Annotated in this window: 19 protein-coding genes; 5 read left to right on the top strand and 14 right to left on the bottom strand. The window is 69.0% G+C overall.

Features of this window, described 5'->3' with window-relative positions; genetic code table 11:
* Nucleotides 1-3 precede the first annotated feature (3 nt).
* The 4 genes from BIU99_RS15425 to BIU99_RS15410 form a co-directional block, all read right to left on the bottom strand.
* Entirely contained in the window at nucleotides 4-936 is a 933-nt protein-coding gene (locus BIU99_RS15425) for an ABC transporter permease (RefSeq protein ID WP_197478999.1), read from the bottom strand.
* The gene (locus tag BIU99_RS15420; protein WP_071262053.1) at nucleotides 933-2,000 is read right to left on the bottom strand and encodes an ABC transporter ATP-binding protein; all 1,068 of its coding nucleotides are present in this window, start codon (nucleotides 1,998-2,000) and stop codon (nucleotides 933-935) included. Before BIU99_RS15420 ends, BIU99_RS15425 begins: the two co-directional genes overlap by 4 nt.
* The gene (locus BIU99_RS15415) at nucleotides 1,997-3,010 is read right to left on the bottom strand and encodes an ABC transporter ATP-binding protein (RefSeq protein WP_071262052.1); all 1,014 of its coding nucleotides are present in this window, start codon (nucleotides 3,008-3,010) and stop codon (nucleotides 1,997-1,999) included. Before BIU99_RS15415 ends, BIU99_RS15420 begins: the two co-directional genes overlap by 4 nt.
* A 120-nt stretch (nucleotides 3,011-3,130) precedes the next feature.
* The gene (locus tag BIU99_RS15410; protein ID WP_064294093.1) at nucleotides 3,131-4,756 is read right to left on the bottom strand and encodes an ABC transporter substrate-binding protein; all 1,626 of its coding nucleotides are present in this window, start codon (nucleotides 4,754-4,756) and stop codon (nucleotides 3,131-3,133) included.
* Nucleotides 4,757-4,899: 143 nt separating this feature from the next.
* Between BIU99_RS15410 and BIU99_RS15405 the strand changes: the two genes are divergently transcribed.
* Complete coding sequence (locus BIU99_RS15405; protein WP_071262051.1) at nucleotides 4,900-5,598, top strand: GntR family transcriptional regulator; 699 nt, start codon at nucleotides 4,900-4,902, stop codon at nucleotides 5,596-5,598.
* Between the two features lie 65 nt (nucleotides 5,599-5,663).
* Here the strand turns inward: BIU99_RS15405 and BIU99_RS15400 are convergent, their stop codons facing one another.
* Both BIU99_RS15400 and BIU99_RS15395 read right to left on the bottom strand, forming a co-directional pair.
* On the bottom strand, nucleotides 5,664-6,980 hold the full coding sequence (locus BIU99_RS15400) for a sugar ABC transporter substrate-binding protein (RefSeq protein WP_071262050.1): 1,317 nt from the start codon (nucleotides 6,978-6,980) through the stop codon (nucleotides 5,664-5,666).
* A 129-nt stretch (nucleotides 6,981-7,109) separates the two neighbouring features.
* Nucleotides 7,110-8,561 carry a CCA tRNA nucleotidyltransferase gene (locus tag BIU99_RS15395; RefSeq protein ID WP_071262049.1) on the bottom strand — a complete coding sequence of 484 codons (1,452 nt, stop codon included), beginning with the start codon at nucleotides 8,559-8,561 and terminating at the stop codon, nucleotides 7,110-7,112.
* 188 nt (nucleotides 8,562-8,749) lie between these two features.
* Between BIU99_RS15395 and BIU99_RS15390 the strand changes: the two genes are divergently transcribed.
* On the top strand, nucleotides 8,750-10,390 hold the full coding sequence (locus BIU99_RS15390) for a stealth family protein (protein WP_371263816.1): 1,641 nt from the start codon (nucleotides 8,750-8,752) through the stop codon (nucleotides 10,388-10,390).
* A 51-nt stretch (nucleotides 10,391-10,441) separates the two neighbouring features.
* On the opposite strand, the gene BIU99_RS15385 is transcribed toward BIU99_RS15390, so the two are convergent.
* Both BIU99_RS15385 and BIU99_RS15380 read right to left on the bottom strand, forming a co-directional pair.
* On the bottom strand, nucleotides 10,442-11,521 hold the full coding sequence (locus BIU99_RS15385; protein WP_071262048.1) for an SDR family oxidoreductase: 1,080 nt from the start codon (nucleotides 11,519-11,521) through the stop codon (nucleotides 10,442-10,444).
* A 137-nt stretch (nucleotides 11,522-11,658) separates the two neighbouring features.
* Nucleotides 11,659-12,597 (bottom strand): phosphodiesterase, encoded by a 939-nt coding sequence (locus tag BIU99_RS15380; protein WP_234994036.1) that lies wholly within the window; start codon nucleotides 12,595-12,597, stop codon nucleotides 11,659-11,661.
* A gap of 179 nt (nucleotides 12,598-12,776) precedes the next feature.
* Here BIU99_RS15380 and BIU99_RS15375 point away from each other — a divergent pair, with 179 nt between their 5' ends.
* Nucleotides 12,777-13,544: a DUF1353 domain-containing protein gene (locus BIU99_RS15375; protein ID WP_071262046.1), complete on the top strand. Its 768-nt coding sequence runs from the start codon at nucleotides 12,777-12,779 to the stop codon at nucleotides 13,542-13,544.
* A 94-nt stretch (nucleotides 13,545-13,638) separates the two neighbouring features.
* Here the strand turns inward: BIU99_RS15375 and BIU99_RS15370 are convergent, their stop codons facing one another.
* From BIU99_RS15370 to BIU99_RS15350, 5 genes are read right to left on the bottom strand one after another with little or no spacing between them, the layout of a single operon-like run.
* Nucleotides 13,639-14,418 (bottom strand): ABC transporter ATP-binding protein, encoded by a 780-nt coding sequence (locus BIU99_RS15370; protein WP_079003721.1) that lies wholly within the window; start codon nucleotides 14,416-14,418, stop codon nucleotides 13,639-13,641.
* Entirely contained in the window at nucleotides 14,415-15,233 is an 819-nt protein-coding gene (locus tag BIU99_RS15365; protein WP_064294086.1) for an ABC transporter ATP-binding protein, read from the bottom strand. The genes BIU99_RS15370 and BIU99_RS15365 overlap by 4 nt, the downstream gene beginning before the upstream one ends.
* A gap of 38 nt (nucleotides 15,234-15,271) precedes the next feature.
* Nucleotides 15,272-16,153 carry an ABC transporter permease gene (locus BIU99_RS15360; protein WP_064294085.1) on the bottom strand — a complete coding sequence of 294 codons (882 nt, stop codon included), beginning with the start codon at nucleotides 16,151-16,153 and terminating at the stop codon, nucleotides 15,272-15,274.
* Complete coding sequence (locus BIU99_RS15355) at nucleotides 16,150-17,223, bottom strand: ABC transporter permease (protein WP_071262045.1); 1,074 nt, start codon at nucleotides 17,221-17,223, stop codon at nucleotides 16,150-16,152. The genes BIU99_RS15360 and BIU99_RS15355 overlap by 4 nt, the downstream gene beginning before the upstream one ends.
* Complete coding sequence (locus BIU99_RS15350; RefSeq protein WP_217635013.1) at nucleotides 17,207-18,790, bottom strand: ABC transporter substrate-binding protein; 1,584 nt, start codon at nucleotides 18,788-18,790, stop codon at nucleotides 17,207-17,209. Before BIU99_RS15350 ends, BIU99_RS15355 begins: the two co-directional genes overlap by 17 nt.
* Before the next feature lie 174 nt (nucleotides 18,791-18,964).
* On the opposite strand from BIU99_RS15350, the gene BIU99_RS15345 reads away from it, so the two are divergent.
* The gene (locus tag BIU99_RS15345) at nucleotides 18,965-19,525 is read left to right on the top strand and encodes an Lrp/AsnC family transcriptional regulator (protein ID WP_079003723.1); all 561 of its coding nucleotides are present in this window, start codon (nucleotides 18,965-18,967) and stop codon (nucleotides 19,523-19,525) included.
* A gap of 32 nt (nucleotides 19,526-19,557) precedes the next feature.
* Here the strand turns inward: BIU99_RS15345 and BIU99_RS15340 are convergent, their stop codons facing one another.
* Complete coding sequence (locus BIU99_RS15340; RefSeq protein WP_083397402.1) at nucleotides 19,558-19,941, bottom strand: hypothetical protein; 384 nt, start codon at nucleotides 19,939-19,941, stop codon at nucleotides 19,558-19,560.
* Between the two features lie 175 nt (nucleotides 19,942-20,116).
* Between BIU99_RS15340 and BIU99_RS15335 the strand changes: the two genes are divergently transcribed.
* The gene (locus BIU99_RS15335; RefSeq protein WP_139205473.1) at nucleotides 20,117-21,535 is read left to right on the top strand and encodes an aminopeptidase P family protein; all 1,419 of its coding nucleotides are present in this window, start codon (nucleotides 20,117-20,119) and stop codon (nucleotides 21,533-21,535) included.
* Nucleotides 21,536-21,537: the final 2 nt, after the last annotated feature.

Genomic DNA, 21,537 nt, shown 5'->3' with positions numbered 1-21,537 from the left:
GGTCTACCTCGCCATCGGTGCAGCTGAGTCGAGCATCTCGGACAACCAGTCGCCGACGAGGTTGAACGCCATCACCGTCACGATCAGGCAGATGCCGGGGATGAAGAGCATCCAGGGGGCGATCTGGAAGTAGGTGCTCCCGTCGGAGATCATCTGCCCCCACGAGGCCTGTGGGATCGGGACACCGATGCCGAGGAACGACAGGGCGCTCTCGATGAGGATCGAGGAGGCGACGCCGAGCGTGGCGTACACGATGATCGCCGGCAGCAGGTGCGGGATGATGTGCTTCCACATGATGCGGAGGTGCCCGACACCGAGCGTCCTGGTCGCGACGACGAACTCGCGGTGCTTCAGGGAGATCACCATGCCGCGGATGATGCGGGCGAGCGTCGTCCAGTAGATGAGGGCGATGACGATGATGACGTTCGTGGTGCTCCGGGTCGTGACCGCGATGAGGGCGGTGCAGAGCAGCAGGATCGGGAAGGAGATGACGACGTCGGTGATGCGCATGAGCACCGCCTCGACGATGCCGCCGAAGTAGCCGGCGATCACCCCGACCGTCACCCCGACGATCGTCGCGAGTCCGTTGGCCACGATCCCGATCACGAGGGACACCTGCGTGCCCGAGATGAGCCGCGAGAGCACGTCGCGACCGAGCGCATCGGTCCCCAGGAGGAACCCGGGCGTCCCGGGCGGGAGCGGCTGTCCCTGCGGCCCGAGTCCGATGTCGTTGTAGGTCTGCAACGGGTCGTGCGGCGTGATGAGCGGAGCCAGCACCGCGATGAGCGCGATGAGGAGCAGCACGATGAGCGACACGAACGCCGCAGGGTCGCGTCGGAGACTGCGCAGCACCTCGCGGGCGCGCATCGGTCGGTCATCGTCGGTCGCCGCCAGGTCGACACCCTGGCCGATGACGGGAGGCAGTGCTTCACTCATGCGTCGGCTCCGATCCGAGCGGGTTCCGGGACCAGGACGGGATCCGCGAAATGGCACGCCGCGTCCTGCCCCGATGTCGTGGTCCGCAGCGGCGGGGCGACGGTCCGGCAGACCTCCTGGGCCATCGGACACCGCGGGTGGAAGCTGCACCCGCTCGGCGGGTTCGCGGCGCTCGGCGGTTCGCCCGTGAGACGGACGCGCGGCAGGCGGGTCGAGCGATCGCGGACGATCGGCTCCGGCACCGCCGACAGCAGGGCTCTCGTGTACGGATGCTGCGGGTTCTCGAAGATCTCGTCGCGCGTCCCGATCTCGACCAGACGTCCGAGGTACATGATGCCGACGTGGTCCGCCATGAACCGGAGGGTGGACAGATCGTGCGAGATGAAGAGGTACGCGAGACCGAGCTCCTCCTGCAGGTCCTTGAGCAGATTGAGCACTTGCGCCCGGACCGAGACGTCGAGCGCGGAGACGGCCTCGTCGCAGAGGATGAGGCGCGGGTCGACGCAGAGCGCGCGAGCGATCGACACGCGTTGCCGCTGTCCGCCGGACAGCTCGCGCGGACGCCGTTCGATGAAGCTCCGCGACAGGCCCACCTGGTCGAGGATGCCCTCGACCGCCCGCTTCGGGTCGGTCGGCTTGGTGGTCCGGAGCGAGATCGCCTCGAGCAGGGTCTCCCCCACCTTCATCCTCGGGTCGAGCGAGTCGTAGGGGTCTTGGAAGATCATCTGCATCGTGCGGCGGTACTCCGCGAGCCGACGTCCTCGCAGCGCTCCCACGTTCTCACCGTTCAGCCGCATGCTGCCGGCGGAGGCCTGGTTGATGCCCATGAGCGTCCTGGCGATGGTGCTCTTCCCGGAGCCCGACTCGCCGGCGATGCCGAGGGTCTCGCCGGCACGGAGCTGGAAACTGACGCCCTGCACGGCGGGGACGCGGGACGCCCGTCGGCCGATACCACCGGAGCGGCGGAACGTGACCTCGAGGTCCCGCACGTCGAGCAGCGCCTCGCCGGCCCGCGAGCGGCTGCTGGGACCGTTGACGAGGTCCGAACCGTCGAGCCGGCTCATGCGGCCGACTCCTGCTCGCCCGCGAAGGCCTCCGGTGCGACGACGCCGCACGCGACCCGCTGCCCGACACCGCCGAGCGGTGCCTGGACGAGCGCCGGGTCGTTCGTCAGACACGCGTCGACGGCCGCCGGGCAACGCGGCGCGAACGCGCAACCGCTCGGCCGACGACCGGCCGTCGGTGGCGCCCCGGAGATGGTGCGGAGCCGTGGCGGGATCGGCTCGGACAACTTGAGGATGGAGCCGAGCAGCGCGTGCGTGTACGGGTGCTGCGGGTCGCCGACGATCTGCTCGGCCGTGCCCTCCTCCACGATGCGCCCCGCGTACATGACGAGGATGCGGTCGCAGAAGCTGGAGATGACACCGAGGTCGTGGCTGATGAGGATGACGCCCGTGTCCTGTTCGGAGACCATGTCGTCGAGCAGGTCGAGCACCTGGGCCTGCACGGTCACGTCGAGCGCCGTGGTCGGCTCGTCCGCGATCAGCAGCTTCGGTGAGCAGGCGGTCGCGATGGCGATGCAGACGCGCTGCCGCATCCCGCCGGAGAACGCCCCGGGGAAGTCGTTCATGCGCGCCTCCGCGTCGGGGATCCCGACGCGGCGCAGCAGGTCGACGGCGCGGGCGCGAGCGGCGACGCGGCCCATGCCCAGGTGCGTCTCGAGCGACTCCGTGATCTGCCGGCCGACCCGCATGAGCGGGTTGAGGCTCGACATCGGGTCCTGGAAGACCATCGCGACCTGCGAACCGCGCCACTGCTGCAGCGCCCGGTCGGAGTAGGCGAGGACGTCCTCCCCGCCGAACCGCACCGATCCGCCGGCGATCACACCGGGGTCCGACACGAGCCGCATCACGGCCTGCGACGTCAGGGACTTGCCGGAACCCGACTCCCCCACGATGCCGACGCGCTCACCCGCGGAGACCTGGAACGAGACGCCGTCGACGGCGTGGAAGGGGTCCCCCGAGGAGGTCGGGAAGTCGACCACGAGGTTGGAGACGTCGAGCAGCGCACTCATGTCGCGTCCTTTCGGTGGGGGCGCCGCGGGTGGTCCGTCGAGGGACCACCCGCGGTTCGGGTTCCGTGGTGCGGTGATGCGGGTGGCGCGCCGGTGCGCCGGGTGATGCGTATCCGGTGGCTACCGCTTGGCGGTGCCGTCGGACTTCCAGTACTCGGCCATGTCCCAGCCCCAGATCGGCTGCGGGAAGTACCCCTCGATGCCGGTGCTGTGGAGCTCGGTCTTGGTACCGAAGTACAGCGGCACGATCGGGTTGTCGGCGAGCATGAGCTTCGACGCCTCCTCGTACTTCGCGGTCGCCGCATCCGGGTCGGTCTCGGCGAGCGCCTGGGCGACGAGGTCGTCCATCTCCGGGTTGCAGTAGTACGCGTAGTTGTGGCCCTGCGGGACCGCCGAGGCGCACGACATGAGCGCCTGCAGGAAGTCCGAGCCCTCGGGGTAGTCGGCCACCCAGAAGGTGAGGGCGAGCGGCGCCTTGCCGGCTCCCGCCAACTCGCTGAAGGTGTTCGGAGCCAGCGTCTGGAGGTTGACGTCGATGCCGATGGCCTTGAGGTCCTGCTGCATCTGCGGCGCCAGGGCAGAGAAGGGCGGGACGTTCCAGGCGTACATGTCGGTCGTGATGCCGTCCGCGAACCCGGCCTCCGCCAGCAGCTGCTTGGCCTTCTCGACGTCCTGTTCGTGGGTCATCTCGTCGCCCGTGTAGCCGAGGACCTTCGGCGGGATGAACTCGGTCGCCGCAGAGCCCTGGCCGTTGACGAGCTTGAGCAGCGCCTTCCGGTCGAAGGCGAGGGAGACGGCCTCACGCACCTTCGGGTTGTCGAAGGGGGCGGTGTTGACGTTCATCGTGAGGTAGTAGGTGCTCGGCTTCTCGATCTCGACGAGCTGATCCTTGAGCTTCGGGTCCGAGGTCACCTGGATGAACTTGGCTGGCGGGATCGGGCTGCCCATCAGGTCGATGTCGCCCTTCTGCAGCATGAGCACCTGGTTGTCGGGGTCGACGCCGAGGATCATGCGGATGTGGTCGGCGTACGGACGCGGGGAATCCCAATAGTCGGGGTTGCGGTCGAGCGTGATCTCCTTGCCCGCACTGAAGGTGTTCAGCGTGAACGGCCCGGAGCCGACGGGCTCGGTCGCGACGGTGCCGCCGCTGCCCTCGGGGATGATCGAGCCCGCGGGCATGGCGAGGATGTACTTGAACGAGGAGTTGGGCGTCGTCAGCGTGATCTTGAGGGTCTGATCGTCGACGACCTCGATGCCGGTCGGGAGTCCGGTCGGGTTCGCCGCGTACTCCTCGGCGCCGGCGATACCGCGCCAGAACTCCGCGAGACCCGCCTTCGTCGCGGGGTCGAGGACCCGGGCGTAGGAGTAGGCGACGTCCTTGGCCGTGAGCGGGTCGCCGTTGCTGAAGGTGAGTCCCTCCTTGAGCTTCATCGTGTAGGTGAGCCCGTCGTCACTGACCTCCGGGAACGACTCGGCCGCCTGGAGCTTCAGCTCGCTGGTGTCGCGGTCGTAGTCGTACATGCGGTCGAACATCATCCGCATCATGTTCCAACACGTCGCTCCCGTGCAGACGGCCGGGTCGAAGGTCTCGGGGTCGGACGCCGCGGCGGTGGTGATCGTGCCGCCGTACTTGGGGTCGCCACCAGTGGCGGAGGTGCTACCGCCGCCGGCACCGCCAGCGCTGCACGCCGTCAGAGCGACCGCGAGCGCTGCTCCGAGCAGCGCGCCTCGCAGTGATTTCTTCACTGAGTTCTCCTGTCAGGGTTGTGCCGGACCTCCTGAGGAAGCGAGCCGCCGACGGAACGTTCGTGTGCTGTTGGTGGACGATATCACAGACTGCACACTGTCGACAATCGACAACAACGATTCGTTTGAGCTAGGATTCGGGCATGGAAACTCTCGAACGAACCGGCTTGACAGGAGCCGCGGTCAACGAGCTGCGGGAGGCGATCCTCGAGGGTCGCCTCGTCCAAGGTGAACGCCTCAGCGAGGTCAATCTGTCGACCACCCTCGGCGTCAGCCGCGCCCCGGTGCGAGAAGCCCTCCTCCACCTCGAGCAGGAGGGGCTCGTCGTGTCGCTGCCGTACAAGGGAGCGTCGGTCGTCACGCTGTCACCACAGGACTTCCTCGAGTTGTCCACGCTCCGCACCGCCCTCGAACGGCTCGCCTGGTCGCGTGCGATCGAACGCACCGGCGACGACGAGGTCGCGGCCATGCGCGCGATCATCGAGGAGATGCGTGTCGCCGTGGAGACGGACCAGAAGGCGAAGCTCGTCCGACTCGACATCGACTTCCACGACCAGGTGTTCCTCCTCGCCGACCACTCACGGCTCTACACCGCCTGGCAGGCCATCAAGTGGCAGGTCGCGCTCTTCCTGCTCACCCGGCGCGTGAAGGTGGACGACTACCACAGCATCATCGTGCAGGAGCACACCGAACTCCTCGACCTGCTCGTCGGACGGCGTTCGGGTGCGATCGACGAGACCATCGAGCGGCACATCGGTTCCGGGTACGGGCGGGTCAGCGAACGACTGGCTGGAGACGCCCGCGCTGCTGCGAGCGACGGAGCGGTCGTCGAACCGGCGTGAGCCCTCGGGCGCGCTGACCGGTCAGAATTTGGCAGCGCTCGACGTGCGTCCGGCCCGGCGCCGACTCAATCGTTGATGGCGGCGTTGGCCGCCTCCTGCGCCTTCTTGAGGCCGTCGGCGACGGGCGTCGTGCCGGCGAAGATCTCCTTGAAGATCGGGTCGTAGGCGGCGAGTCCCTTTGCATACCCGGCACCCGTCGGCGGTGCGATGGTCTTCGCGTCGTCGGCGATCACGTCGAAGAAGGGCTGAACGTCGACGTCCTGGCCCTTCCAGTAGTCGAAGTACTGCTTCTGAGCGGCGGTGACGGCCGGGACCGCCGAGCCGGATGCACCGACGGGCGCGTTGCCCTCGGAACTGCCCAGCCAGGCGAGCACCTTCTTCACCTGGTCGGGGTGCTTGGTGGCCGCGTTGCCCGCTGCGGCGATCCCGTTCGTGACGCTGACCTTGCCCGCGGGACCGGCCGGGAGCTCGGCGACACCCCAACGGAAGTCGGCGCCATCGTGCACGGCCTTCAGGCTGTAGAGCCCCGACTGGAACATGGCGACCTTGCCCTGGATGAAGGCGTCGCGGGCGAAGTCACCGTCGGCGTTCGTGGAGGCGGCCGGCGGGGCGACCTTGGCGCCGTTGATCGCGTTCACGAGGTAGCTCACGGACTCGCTCGTCTTCGGGTCGTTGAACGCGAAGTCGTCGCCGTCCTGGTACTTTCCGCCGTTCGAGCCGATGAACGGCAGGAGCACGGCCTGCAGGTCGTACCCGAGGCCGGTGCCGTAGGTCGCGGGCGCTGCCGGGTTGAAACCGGGCTGATCGGCGGAGACCCCGGCCGCGTCCTTCGTCAGCTTCTTCGCCAGGGGCAGGAAGGTGTCCTTCGTCGCGTCGGGCGACCAGGTCGCATCCTCGAGCTCGGCGGGCTTCACGCCGGCCGCGTCGAGGAGGTCGGCGTTGTAGTAGACCGCGATACCGGCGTCGGACAGCTGCGGAACGGCCCAGAGCTTGTCATTCCGGGTGAACTGGCTGACCACGCTCGGTGCCCAGTCCTTCGAGGCGTCCTTGCCGAGCGTCTGACCGACGTCGAGCACGCTCCCGCTGTCCGCGTACCCGGCGAGATAGGAGTTGTTCAACCAGAAGACGTCTGGAGCGCTGTCCGCCGCGACGTCGGTGCGGAGCTTCGTCCAGTAGTCCGCCCATTCGACGACGTCGACGCGGACGCGGATGTCGGGGTTCTCGCGCTCGAAGGCGGCGAACGAGGTCTCATAGGCGTCGGCGACGGCGGAATCCCAGACACGCACGGTGACCGTCGTGCGCTCCGTGGATCCGGCGGCGCAACCGCTCAGCATCAGGGCGGAGGCGGCCGCGATCGCGAGGGCGGCGTGTCTCTTGAGCATGAGAATCCTTCGTTCCGTGAACCTCAGGGAGGCTAGCAGTTCAGTCTGAACGCCCGCGAGCTGTCAGAAACGGTCAGTGTGACGCCGTCGGACTGTGCGTTCGTGACAGTTCGCGGGCAGGTGGGGGCGTCACCGGGAGGACCACCAGTCGAGGAGGCGACGCGTCGCCTCCTCCTCGCCGAGCGGGCCCTCGTCGAGACGCAGTTCCAGCAGCCAGCGGTACGCCTCGCCGACCTCGCGACCGGGTGCGATGCCCAGCACCTCCTGGATGCGGTTGCCGTCGAGGTCGGGCCGGACGGACTCGACCTCCTCCTGCTCCTGGAGCTCGACGATGCGCTGCTCGAGGTCGTCGTAGGCGAAGCCGAGGCGGTCGGCCTTGCGCCGGTTGCGGGTCGTGACATCGGCACGGACGAGCATGTGCAGTCGCTCGAGCAGCGGACCGGCGTCGCGGACGTAGCGCCGCACCGCCGAGTCGGCCCACACGCCCTCCGAGTAGCCGAAGAACCGCATGTGCAGTTCGACGAGCCGCGCGACGCTCTTGATCGTGTCGCCGTCGTACCGGAGCGCGGTGAGGCGCTTCTTGGCCAGCTTCGCACCCACGAGGTCGTGGTGGTAGAAGGTGACGGCTGCGCCTGGGCCGGTCTTCTTCGTCGCGGGCTTGCCGATGTCGTGGAGCAGCGCGGCCCAACGCAGGACGAGGTCGGGCGCCTCACCGGGGTGCCTCGAGTGCTCGTAGCCGATCGCCTGCTCGAGCACCGTGAGCGAGTGCTGGTAGACGTCCTTGTGGTGATGGTGCTCGTCGGGCTCCAGCCGGAGTGCCGGCAGCTCGGGCAGCACCAGGTCGGCGATGCCGGTGTCGACGAGCAGCTCGAGGCCGGCGCGCGGGTGGTCCGTCGCGAGCAGTTTGCCGAGCTCGGCCTGGACGCGCTCGGGGCTCACGATCGAGATGGTCTCGCGACGCTCCTCCATCGCCTCGATCACGTCGTCGGCCGGCCGGAAGCCGAGTTGCGAAGCGAACCGCGCGGCCCGGAGCATGCGCAACGGGTCGTCGCCGAAGGACACCTCGGGCGAGCTCGGCGTCCGCAGCAGGTGGGCGACGAGGTCCTCGACGCCGCCGGAGGGGTCGACGAGGGTGATCTCGGGGATGCGGAGCGCCATCGAGTTGACGGTGAAGTCGCGCCGACGCAGGTCGTCTTCGAGGGTGTCACCGAACGCGACGACCGGCTTGCGGGTCACGCCGTCGTAGGCATCGGCCCGATAGGTGGTGATCTCGACCGTGTCGGCGTGCTCGACGCCGTCGTCGTCGGTGACGGTGACCTTCGCACCGATCGTGCCGAAGTCGCGGCCGACGTCCCACCAGGCGCTCGCCATCGGCTTGAGGACCGCGAGGATCTGGTCGGGCGAGGCGTTCGACGTGAAGTCGAGGTCGCTCACGGTGCGACCGAGCATCGCATCGCGGACCGGTCCGCCGACGAGGGCCAGCTCGTACCCGGCTTCGGCGAACGCCGACGCCACCCGAGCGACCACGGGCGACGAGGCCAGGTCCTGCAGGCGCACCAAGGATTCCGCCACGCTCACCATGGGGTCAATCGTACCCGGACGCCGCCCGCGACCCCGTCGCCGTCAAGCAGCGAGCGCTCCTGGGCGACGGCCGTACAATAACGAGGAACCCACTCCCCAGCAGACCAGAGGCGGACACGATCACGAACGAACTCGACGACCAGCGGCCAACCGTCGGCACTCAGGCACCGACGGCCTTCACCAGTACCGTGAAGGACCCGATTCCGCCGGAACTCCCGTTCACCACCGCCCCTGAACTCGTCCTCGTGACCGGAAGTTCGCGGTCCCAGCGCTTCGACCGACCGGACGTCGTGCAGCGCAAGGGCGTCTACACCCTCATCAACGGTCACCTGACCCCACAGCAGTCGATGGTGGAGGACCTGCTCGCCGTCGCCGACGTGCTCGACGCGGCCGAGATCGAGTACCTCCTCATCCGGGGCGAGCACGACCGCCCCGTCATCGTCGTCGACCGCTCCCTGCGCAAGCGCCTGCAGACCGCACTCGCGGAGGCGTTCGCCGACGAGCCCTTCTACAGCGTGCCGCTCAAAGCACGCATGTCGACGGTGAAGCCGGCCGGCGATCCGCACCTCCTCTCCGACGGCCTGCTCAACGGCGCCCGCAAGGCCGAGGTGTTCCGGCTGTACCGGCCGCGCATCGAACCGCTCGGCCGCCTCCGCTACGGCATGGAGACCGCCCTGCAGCTCGAACTCTGGCGCTTCGGCGACGAGGAGATCACCGCGCCCGTGGAGAACGTCCTCATGCGGACGTACATGCCGCGGACGGAGGCCGTCGAGACGACCGTCGAACGCTACGGCCGCAGCTGGCGGACGCTCGAGCACATGTTCGGCGCGCTCGCGAGCGACGTCACCTTCGACATCGACCTCGTCTTCTCGTGGGTGGACGGCTCCTCCGAGGAGTTCCAGCGCGCCCGCGCCAAGCGGATGCAGAGCTACGTCGTCGGCGACGGCGACGACTCCGACGCCCGCTTCCGCCAGATCAACGAGCTCAAGTACGCCCTCCGCAGCGTGCACACCTTCGCCCCGTGGATCCGACGCATCTTCATCGCGACCGACTCCCCCGCGCCCGAATGGCTGGCGGAACACCCGAAGGTCACCATCGTGCGCAGCGAGGAGTTCTTCGGCGATCTCGACGCCCTGCCGACGCACAACTCCATGGCCGTCGAGAGCCAGCTCCACCGCATCGAGGGGCTGTCGGAGCACTTCCTCTACTCCAACGACGACATGTTCCTCGGCCGACCGATCAGTCCCGAACTGTTCTTCTCACCGGGCGGCATCAGCAAGTTCGTGGAGGCGACCACCCGTATCGGCCTCGGGGCGAACGATCCCTCGCGCAGCGGCTTCGAGAACGCGGCCCGCGTGAACCGTCGGCTCCTGCACGAGCGCTTCGGGCGCGTCACCACCCGCCATCTCGAGCACTGCGCCGCCCCCCTCCGCCGGAGCATCATGGCGGAGATGGAGCGGGAGTTCGCCGAGGAGTTCCGCGCGACCGCCCACAGCGCCTTCCGCGCGGCCGACAACATCTCGGTGACCAACTCCTTCTACCACTACTACGGCCTCATGACGGGTCGCGCGGTCCAGCAGACTCAGGCGAAGGTCCGCTACATCGAGACGACGCTCAAGCAGTCGCTCGGGCAGATGGAGCGACTCCTCAAGCGACGCGACCAGGACATGTTCTGCCTGAACGACGGCAGCCGGCCGGAGATCTCGGTGGAGCAGCGCACCACCGCCGTGATCGACTTCCTCGAGCGGTACTTCCCGTTCCCGGCGCCGTGGGAGCGCGAAGCGGCCGTGCCGAACGCGCTCGAGATCGAGCCAGCCAAGCTCAGCTGACCGCCCTTCGACAGGCTCAGGGACCGGAGGGGTGCTCCGGGACCGCTACGGCTACGGGACGATGCGCTCTGCGCGGAGTCGGTCGAAGATCGCGGTGAAGGCGTCCAGCGTCCGCCGGTAGCCGGTGAAGCCGGCGAGTCGACTCTTGCTCATGTCGGTGACGACCTCGATGTCCCGGCCGAGGTCGCCGTCGGTGTGCCACCACGACGCCACGCGGGAGAGGTCGGCCTCGACGAGACCGTGTTCGGCCACCACCTCGGCCCAGGTGCCTCCGACGCCCGCCATCTGCTGCTCGAGCGGACGCGGCGCGGTGTCGAAGCCCTCCGGCTCGACGCCGAGGTGCGCCGCCAGGCGCGGCCACATCCAGCGCCAGCGGAAGACGTCGCCGTTGACGATGTTGAACGCCTCGTCCGCACCGGCCGGTGAGGTCGCCGCCCACAGCATCTGCTCGGCGAGGAGTCCGGCGTCGGTCATGTCGGTGAGGCCGTTCCACTGGGTCTCGGAACCGGGGAACACGAACGGTCGGTCGAGTCGCTTGCAGAGCGCCGCCTGCACCGCGAGCGTGGACGCCATGTTCATCGCGTTGCCCACCGCATGTCCGATCACGGTGTGGGAACGGTGCACCGACCAGGTGAAGCCCGCTCGCGCAGCCGCGGCGAAGAGCTCGTCCTCCTGCTCGTAGTAGAAGTTGGGCGTGTCGAGTCGGTCCTCGTCCTCGTGGAACGGGGTGTCGGGCATCTCCCCCGCCGCGTAGGCCTCGAACGGGCCGAGGTAGTGCTTGAGGCCGGTGACCAGGGCGACGTGCTGGACGGGCTCGGCGGCGAGGGCGGCGAGCAGGTCGCGGACCATGCCGCCGTTGACCCGGATGTTCTCGGCCTCGGTGTCCTGACGTGACCAGGCGGTGAAGAAGACGTGGGTGACACCGGTGCCGCCGAGGGCGTGCGCGAGGTCGTCCGCGTCCCGGAGGTCGGCCGCGACGTGCTCGACCTGCGGGTGGGCGGCGGGCGCGCGGCGAGAGAGGGCGAGGATGCGCCAGTCGCCGTCCTCGAGGAGCTGCGACACGATCGCGGAACCGGTGATGCCGCTGGCGCCGACGACGAGTGCGGTGCGGGGTGCTTCTGGGGAGGTCATCCGTCCACGATAGGCGCGTCCGACCGGGGAGGCTCCCGGAACGGCGGTTCCGCCGGGTTGCGGTACCCTGCCGCGGTGCGGCCCTTCGACAAGCTCAGGGACCGGAGGGGAAGCTCAGGGAGCAGGGAGGTGCAGCCCTAGACGAGGACGCCGATCGGCATCGTCAGCGGCGGCTCCGGCTGCACCGGCACCGTGTCCGACACGGGCAGCTCGATGCCGTCGCGAGCGAGCAGGCGCGCACTCTCCTCGGCGTCGATGTAGTGCAGCGGCGGGGTCTCCCCCAGGGGCACCACCGAGTGCAGGACCGTCTTGCCGTAGACGTGGACGAGGTTGAATGCCCGCGCGCCGTCGCGACCACGCGTGCCGCCGACGGGCACGTTGAGGTCCTGCGTGTAGCACGTGGCCGACGCGACCGACACCGGGATACCCGCGAAGGTCGCGGTCGACGAGTAGTGCAGGTGCCCGGCGATGATGCTCCGGACGTCGGACCCCTCGAGCACCTCGGCGAGCTTCGCCTGGTCGCGCAGCTCGACGCTCACGGCGAGGTCGAGCACGCTCGGGACGGGCGGGTGGTGCATCGCGAGGATCGTGCCGTGGGGCGCCTTGGTCGAGAGTTCCTCGGCGAGCCAGTCGAGCTGCTCGTCCGACACCTCACCGTGGTGGTGCCCGGGGACGCTCGAGTCGAGGGTGATGACGCGGAGGCCGTTGACGTCGTAGACGCGGTCGACCGGTCGGGTGGTCGGCACCTCACCGAACAGCCCGGCCCGGAACGCCTGGCGGTCGTCGTGGTTGCCCATCACCCAGATGATCTGCGATCCGAGGCGCTCGGCGACCGGCTCGACGATGGAGCGGATGCGGTCGTACGCGTCGGGTTCGCCCTTGTCGGCGAGGTCGCCCGTGAAGACGATCGCTTCAGGCCGACCGCCGGATGCCTCGAACTCGGCGAACAGTCGACGCAGGTGCGTCTCGCTGTCGACACTGTCGTAGAGGCTCCCCCCGCCGGCGAGGAGGTGCGTGTCGCTCACATGGAGCAGGAAGTGATCGGGCCTCGGGTACTCGGCCGTGCGAAGACTCACGTGACAACTCTCGTTCGAGCGATGCTCTCCGAACCGCATCGCAGCTGTTTGACCATCTGACCAGACTCGGTTGAACGGCGACGGAACGCCACGCTACGACGCGGGAAACTCGTGAGCAAGGTCAGAAGCCGACATCCAGGGGACTCACACCTGACGGTGGGCTGCGAGAGGATGTCCGCATGCCCTACCTCGACGACGATGAGCAGCCGCTGCAGCGGATCGATCTGGCGCAGATCCCCCCGGCCGGACGCCGGTTCCGCCTCGAGCGGCGGATCGGGTTCCAGGAGCACGCCCCTGACGGTCCCGTCGTGTGGGCACCGGCGTCCGACGACGGGCACGACGGCGACCGGGCGGAGGGCTGGACCGACCTCGCGTCCGTCCCGGGCGTCCTGTGGAGCTTCATCGGCAGCTACGGCCGACAGTCCGCGCCGGCCGTCGTGCACGACCACCGCGCGCTCCTCGCACTGGGGCTCCCGGCGGACCAGGCACTCGAGCAGCGGTTCGAGGACGACCGACAGTTCCGCGTCGGACTCCGCCAGCAGCGGGTGCCGCTCCTCCGGGCCTGGCTCATGTGGGCCGTCGTGTCGGTCGAGCGGCACGTCAGGCACACTCCAGGCGTCGCCGCCGTGCTGATCGGGCAGTCGGTCCTCGGGGTCCTGGCCGTCTGGGTCGCGACGATCGGACTCGTCACGCCCGTGCTCGGCGCTCCGACGCCCGGGTGGCTCGGCCTCGCGATGGCACCCGCGGTCCTCGCCGTGTGCTGGCGGGAGGAACGGAGACTCCTCGTCTGGTTGCCCTACGCCGGTGCGCTCCTCGGGCCGCTCCTCCTCGTCCAGCTCGCGGCGGTCGGCGCGTTCCGCCTCCTCGAACTGCTCGTCCGGGAGACGATCGACCGTCCGTTCATCGACGACTCCCCCGGCCCCGTCGGCCCGCCGACCCTCCGCTGACCGGTTCCCTGTCTCAGGAACGCCTCGGCGTGTCGAGCGCGGGGGACCCGACACGCCGAGACGCTCCTGAGACAGGGACGGAGCAGGGGTCCGGTCAGGCGCCGGGGAGGGTGCCGAGTCCGTCGACGACCGGGATCGCCGCGAGCAGCCGCTGCGTGTAGGCGTCCTGCGGGTCGGACCAGACGCGGTCGACCGGACCGTGTTCGACGATGCGACCGGCGCTCATGACCGCCACGTCGTCCGCGATGACCCGCACGACGGACAGGTCGTGGCTGATGAAGAGGAGCGCCGCGCCCGTCTCGACCGCCAGCTTCCGCATGAGCTTCGCCACGCGTGCCTGCAGGGAGGCGTCGAGCGACGCGATCGGCTCGTCGCCGATGAGCAGCTCGGGGCCCGCCGCGATGGCCCGGGCGATCGCGATGCGCTGCCGCTGGCCGCCCGAGAACTGGTGCGGATAGCGGGTGCGGCTGGCTGCGTCGAGCTCGACGTGCTCGAGCAGCTGACCGACGTCCCACGCGTCGCGCACCGGGTTGACCCGGAGGCCGTCCTCGATCTGACTCCCGACCGTGCGGCGCGGGTTCAGCGACGCGTACGGATTCTGGAAGACCATCTGGATCCGCAGCAGTTCGGGCGCGCGCTTCCGGAGGCCCAGCTTGCCGATGGGCGTCCCGTTGAACGTGATCGCGCCACCCGAGGTCGGTTCCAGCCCGCAGACCGCTCGTGCGAGGGTCGACTTGCCGCAGCCCGACTCCCCCACCAGGCCGAGCACCTGTCGCGGCTCGAGGTCGAAGCTCACGCCGTCGACCGCGTTCAGCGTGCCGCGACCGGGCAGCTTGTACGTCACATGGACGTCGTCGAGGTGCAGCAGCGTCATGACGCCGCCTCCGTTCCCGTGTCGGGCAGCGCGTCGATGAGCGCCTTGGTGTACTCGTGCTGCGGAGCGGTGATGACCTGGTACCGGCTGCCGTGCTCGACGATCTCGCCGAGCCGCATGACCGCGATCGTGTCGGCGAGCGCCGACATCACCCCGAGGTCGTGGGTTACGAGGATGATCGCGATCCCGAGCTCGTCGCACAGCTTCCGCAGCAGGCGGAGGATGCCGGCCTGGACCGTGACGTCGAGCGCTGTCGTCGGTTCGTCGGCGATGAGCACGGAGGGCTCGCACATGAGCGCCGAGGCGATCGCGATGCGCTGCAGCTGTCCCCCCGAGAACTGGTGCGGGTACTTGCGCAGCGCCGCCTCCGGGTTCGGGACGGCGACGAGGCCGAGCATCTCGAGCGCCCGCGCGTGGGCGGCCGCCTTCGAGGCTCCCGTGTGGTGCCGGTAGTGGTCGACGAGTTGGGCCTCGACCGTGAGCATGGGGTGCAGGCTCGCGGTCGGGTCCTGGAAGATCATCGCGATCTCCGTGCCGCGGTACCGGTTCATGGTGCGCTGCTTGAGCCCCACGAGTTCGGTGCCGTCGAAGCGGATGCTGCCGCCGAGGTCCGCTCCGGCCGGTAGGAGCCCGCAGATCGCGAGCCCGGTCATGGTCTTGCCGGACCCCGACTCACCGGCCAGCCCGGTGATGCGACCGGCGGGGACCTCGAGGTCGATGCCGCGGAGGATCTGCTTGGTGGCGGCGCCGCGACCGAAGCCGAGCGTGAGCCCCTCGATGACGATCCCGCCGCCACCGCCTGCTGCCTGCGTCATGTCGCGTCCTTTCGGGTCGCCCGCACCGCGTGCGCCGCTCACAGTGCGCGCCCCTGCACGGCTTCCTGCGACCGGGGGTCGAGGGCGTCGCGAAGGGCGTCGCCGAGGAAGTTGAAGGCGAGCACCACCGTGAGGATGGCGAGTCCCGGGAAGACGGCGATCCACCAAGACGAGAAGTTCTGCACCCCGTCGGACACCATCGCACCCCAGTCCGGCGTCGGCGGGACGGCACCGAGACCGAGGAACGAGAGACCCGACAGCAGCAGGATGGCCGTGCCGACGTCGAGCGTGGCGAGCACGACGACCGGCGACACGACGTTCGGCAGGATGTCCTTGCCGAGCGAGGTGAACGGCCCGTTGCCGAGCAGACGACCGGCGATGACGTACTCGGCTCCCCTGGCTCCGATGACGAGTGAACGCGTCACGCGGGCGTACGCCGGCCACGACACGATGAGCATCGCGATGACGGCGTTCGTGAGGCTCGGGCCGAGCGCTGCGGCGATGACCATCGCGAGGATGATCGTCGGGAACGCGAACACGAGGTCGGCGATCCGCATGATGGTCTCGTCGAGTGCCTTGCCGAAGTAGCCGGCGATCGCGCCGAGCAGCGAACCGATGAGCATCGCGAAGATCACGAGCATGAGGGCGAGCGGGATCGAGACCTGCGCGCCGCTGACGACCCGGGACAGGACGTCGCGGCCCACCTGGTCGGTGCCGAACCAGTGCGCGGCACTCGGGGCCTGCAGCCGGTCGAAGTCCTGGGCGAGCGGGTCGAACGGCCGGATCCACGGCGCGAGCAGCGCGACGAGCAGCCAGAAGAGCACGATGACACCACCCGCGACGGCGAGCGGAGTGCGCAACTGCTTCGAGATGCGGAGGCGGCCCCTGCGCTTGGTCTGGACGGCGAGGACGTCGGTCATGCCACCCTCACTCTCGGGTCGATGAAGCCGTACAGCACGTCGACCAGGAAGTTCAGGCCGATGTACACGAAGCCGACGATGAGCCCGACGCCCATGATCGCGGGCAGGTCGAGCTTGGTCGCCGCGGAGTACGCGTACTCGCCGAGGCCGTGCCACGAGTACACCTTCTCGACGAGGACCGTTCCGGACAGCAGCGATCCGAAGGCGACGCCGAGCACGGTGATGATGGGGACGAGCGCACCGCGGAGCACGTACCGGGTCACGACGACGTGGCCGGGAAGGCCTTTCGCCCGCGCTGCCCGGACGTAGTCGAGGTCGAGCACCTCCAGGATCGCCGACCGCGCGAACCGGGTGAGCAGGCCGATCGTGTAGAGCGCCAGGACGGAGGCGGGCAGGATGAGGTGGGCGATGGCGTCGCCGAAGGTGGACCACTGGCCGGCGAGCAATGCGTCGATCGTGTACATCCCGGTGACCTTCGGCGGCGGGATCGCCGCAGGCGAGAGCCGCCCGGAGCCCGGGAACCAGTGCAGCTGGGAGAAGAACACGAAGTAGACGACGAGTGCGAGCCAGAACGACGGTACCGAGATGCCGATGAGACTCACGACCCGGATGACCTGGTCGGTGATCGTCTTCCGGCGCAGCGCGGCCCACATGCCGAGGCCGACGCCGATGACGATCGAGATGACGATGGCGGTGAGCGCCAGTTCGGCCGTGGCCGGGAAGGCGCGACCGAGTTCGTCCGCGACGGCGCCCCGGGTCTGCTGCGAGGTCCCGAGATCGCCCTGGAACAGGTTCGCGACGTAGGTGACGTACTGGACGGGCAATGGCTTGTCGAGGCCGGCGTTCTCGCGGAACTGCGCGACGATCGTCGGATCCGCTGCGGCCTGCTCACCGAGCGCCGCCTGCACGGGATCCGCGGGGACGAGGTTGGTCAGCGTGAAGGTGACGAGCGTCACCCCGAACATCAGGAGGACCGTGAGTCCGAGCCGGATGCCGAGGTAGCGCGCGAGCGGGTGGAGACCCGCTCGCGCGCTGGACGTCGTCGGTGCGACGCTACTTGATTCCGGCAAGGTCGACGGTCCACGTCGGGTTCAGCGGAACCTCGGTGATCGTGGTCGCGGTGACCACGTTCTGCGCCGGCTGCAGGAGCGGGATGAACGGTCCGCTCGCGTTCTGCGCCTTCTGGAGGTCCTGGTACGCGGCGGCACGGGCGTCCGTGTCGGTCGCGGCGAGCGCCGCGTTCGCGAGGTCGGTCACGGTCGGGTCGGCGCCTGCCGGCCAGCCCGCGCGGAGGCCGACGAGCTCACCCGGCGTGAACGCGAGGTAGTTCGACGGGTCCGGGAAGTCCGGGCCCCAGTACCAGAGACCCACGGTCTCCTTGCCGTCGCGGTAGGCGTCCAGCTCGGTGGCGACCGGAGCCGGGGCCAGCGTGATGGTGATGCCGACCGACTTCAGCTGCGCCTGGACCGACTCGGCGATGCTCTGGAGCGACAGCCCCTGCACCGTGATGTCGTTCGGGAAGTTCAGGGTGACGGCTTCGCCGGCGTACCCGGACTCCTTGAGCGCAGCCTTCGCCGCATCGGCGTCGAACTGATTGCCGTCGGCGGCGTCGAGCGCCCCGTTGAAGATCGAGGGGATGAAGCCACCGGGACGGACGGAACCGTCGCCCGCGAGGTCGACGATCTTGTCGTAGTCGATGCCGAGCTTGACGGCCTCGAGGAACTTCGGGTTGCTCGTGATGTCACTGATCGCGGGGTCCTGGTTGAGCATGAGGAAGATCATGTAGCGCGAGGGGTTCGCGATGATCTTCACCTTCGAGTCGTCGAGCTCGGAGACCTGGTCGGGGTTCAGGTCGAGGGCGACCTGCGAGTCACCCGCCTCGACGTTGAGCTTCTGCGTCGGGCCCTGCACGTTGCGGAGGACGACGCGTTCGTACGCCGGCTTGGTCCCCGTGTACTCGGGGTTCGCGGTGAAGACGACCTGCGAGGCGGCGTCGAAGGACTCGAGCTTGTACGGGCCGGAGCCCGCGGACGTGGTGTTGAGGAACGACTCGGCCGCGTCGTCGGCGGTCGCGCTGCCACCGTTCTCCTCGACGACCTTCTTGTTCACGACACCGAGGGCCGGGTTCGGAAGGATGAACGGGAGGGCGGGGTTCGGCGTCGCCGAGGTGAGCGTGAGCGTCGTGTCCGAGGTCTTCTCGATCGTGACGCCGTCGAGCAGGAAGGACGGGTTTCCCTTCACGCCCTGGACGCGCTGCAGCGAGAACACCGCGTCGTCGACGGTGACGTCGGAGCCGTCGGAGAACTTCTTGCCGTCCTTCATCGTGAGGGTCATCACCGTGTTGTCGGCGTTCATCTCGTAGCTCGCGAGGCCGTCGACGGGGGCGGTGACGTCGTCGTCCTTGAAGGTGAGGAGGGTCTCGTAGAGCGCCTTCGCGACGATCGAGCCGGTGGTCTCGTACTCGCGGTTCGGGTCGGCGGTCTTGAGGTCGAAGGACGCGTCGACGACGAGCGACTTGCCCGCACTGTCATCGGAGCCACCTGAGGAGGAGCAGGCGCTGAGCGCGAGGCCGGCGGCGAGGGCGAGGCCGAGGGCCGCCATGCCGCGCCGGCTGGTGCGGCTGAAGGATCGTGACAAGGTGGAGCTCCTTATCTGGTTGGAGGGATGAGCTGAAAGTAGTGCGATATGCGATCATTCGTCAATCCACAAGCCGTTACCAAAGAAGAAATGTCTCGATTTCGCGGTGAATCTGCCATATCCTCTCAATCGACCGCCAGGACCACCGCCGAATCTGGACGTTTGGAGCAATCGATGCAACTCGACGACACCCACATCCGCATGCTGGAGCTGCTCCGGGAGGACGGGCGGGCTTCGGTCGCCGCTCTCGCGGAGGAGCTCGGGATCTCCCGCTCGAACGCCTACTCGCGCTACGAGGCGATGCTCCGCGCCGGCGTCCTGAAGGGGGTCCACGCGGAGATCGAGCCGGCCACGGTCGGGCTCGGTGTCGCGGCGATGGTCTTCATCACGCTGCGCCAGAGCCAGTGGGCCGACTTCCGCGCACGGCTCTCCTCGGTCCCGGAGCTGGAGTACTTCGCAGTGACGACCGGCGAGCACGACGCGATGATGCTGATCCGGGCCCCCGACGTGGCGGCGATCCACGAACTGGTCGCCACCCGGCTCGCACAGTGGCCGTCCATCAAGGCGACGACGACCGTCTTCCTCATGGACGAGGAGCGGTCGAACGTGTCGCTCCGCATGACGAGGTCCGAGCGCACGAGCGTCGAGGACTCCGGCGAGCGCTTCGGCATGACCCGGTTCGTCCGGACGAGCGACGAGCGCGCCCAGCGGGTGCCGGAGCGACGCGGACGCTGACCCGCCGGCGGTGGCGTGCCGACCCGACCGGTTCAGGCGGCGACGATCTCCCGACAGATGCTGACATGAGCCTGTCCGTCCGGACCGATGAAGTCCTCGGTGAGGATGAACGAGCCGTCCTCGGCGCGGGAGATGATCGAGCTCGCTTCGCCGCGCGTCGTCAGGTCGCCGGCACGGTTGCGGTGCACGAACGAGATGTCGATGCGTTCGCCGGTGCGCACCCCGCAGAACCGTCCGACGGAGACGGTGTCACCGACGTATTCGCCCCACAGCACGCCGTGCGTCTCGTGGTAGACGAATCGCGTGGGCGCGTCGACGTCGACGACGCTCGCGGACGACGAAACCATGTCGAACACCTTCGCGTCGAGGTTGAAGTCGAGCGTCGAGCTGGTGCCGGTGTCGGCGGTTCCTGTCATGCCGTCATTCTGCGGAGGCGTCCGAACAGGTGTCAACCTGCCGACGATCCGTCCATCCCGTCCATCACCTGAGCCGGTCGGACAGGACGAAACGACGGATCAGGCGGTACGGACGAGATGTTCCGCTGGCTCCGGAGGTCGCAGCTTGACGGCGTCCACCGCGGGTGGCTTACTGATGTCCATGTGTCCAGACAGCCTGCAGTTCCGCGACCCCCGCACCCAGCCACTCCCCCGGGACGACGCGTTCCGCGAGTACCTCGCGACGGGCTGGGGTGCGGTGGACCGCTCCGTGGACCTCGCCGAGGGCGCCGGCGCAGCCGCCGGACGTCACCGCGACGCCATCAGCGCGCAGTTCCCCGGCCACTGGCTCGTGGTCACCGCGGGACGCGCCGTGACGCGCGCGAACGACAGCGAGTTCCCGTTCCGTCCGGACAGCGACTTCGTGTGGCTCACCTCCTGTCAGGCGGAGGGCGCGGTCCTGGTGATGCGGCCGACCGCTGGTGGGCACGACGCGACGCTGTACCTCGCCGAGCCCGTCGGTCCCGGTGAGGAGGCGTTCTACGCCGACGCCATGCGCGGCGAGCTCTGGATCGGCCCGTCCGCCGGACTCCCCCAGTGGGCGGAGGCGCTCGGCATCGAGGTCCGCTCCCTCGAGGTGCTGGACGAGTCCCTCGCGCTCCTGCCCGCCGACGCACTCCGCGCAGGCGCCCCGGAGCCCCGGGTCGACGGTCGCTTCGCGGCGTCGCGAGCGCTCCTCATCGCCCTGTCCGCCGCGAAGCTCGTCAAGGACGACTGGGAGATCGCGCAGCTCCGCGCCGCCGTGGACGCGACGGTCGGCGGGTTCCGCTCGGTCGTGCGCGAACTGCCCGCCGCCATCGAGTTCGGCGGAGAACGCTGGTTGCAGTCGACCTTCGAGCGCCACGCCCGCACGTTCGGCAACGGTGTCGGGTACTCGACCATCATCGGCAGCGGGCCACACGCTCCCACGCTGCACTGGACGCGCTGCGACGGTCCGGTCCTCCCCGAGCACCTCATCCTCATGGACGCCGGCGTCGAAGCCCGCTCGCTGTACACCGCCGACGTCACGAGGACCTTCCCGGCGAGCGGGTCGTATTCCGCGGCCCAGCGCGAGGTCCACGACCACGTCGAGCGGGCCCACCGTGCCGCGATGTCGCAGGTCGGCCCCGGCCGCTCGTTCATCGACATGCGGAACACGGCGTACGAGCAGATCGCCACGAGCCTTCGCGACCTCGGCATCCTGCAGGTGTCGGTCGACGAGGCGATGTCGCCGAACGGCCAGCAGCACCGCCGCTACCTGCCGAGCGGCACCGGCCACCACCTCGGACTCGACGTGCACGACTGCGCCCGCATCGGGGACGAGCGGTACCTCGACGAGCCACTGCAGCCGGGCGCCGTCCTGACGGTCGAACCAGGTCTCTACTTCCACGCGAACGACCTCACCGTGCCGCCGGAGCTGCGCGGCATCGGCGTCCGCATCGAGGACGACCTGCTCGTGACCGCCACCGGCCACGAGGTCCTCTCCGCGGCACTCCCGATCAGCGCAGACGGTCTCGAGGCCTGGTTGCAGAGCTGACC

Origin of the sequence: Plantibacter sp. MMLR14_011 (genome assembly GCF_001865025.1) — a bacterium.
Classification (GTDB): domain Bacteria; phylum Actinomycetota; class Actinomycetes; order Actinomycetales; family Microbacteriaceae; genus Plantibacter; species Plantibacter flavus_A.
The sequence above is the reverse complement of the archived record's forward strand: the minus strand, read 5'-3'. Positions and strand labels throughout refer to the sequence as shown.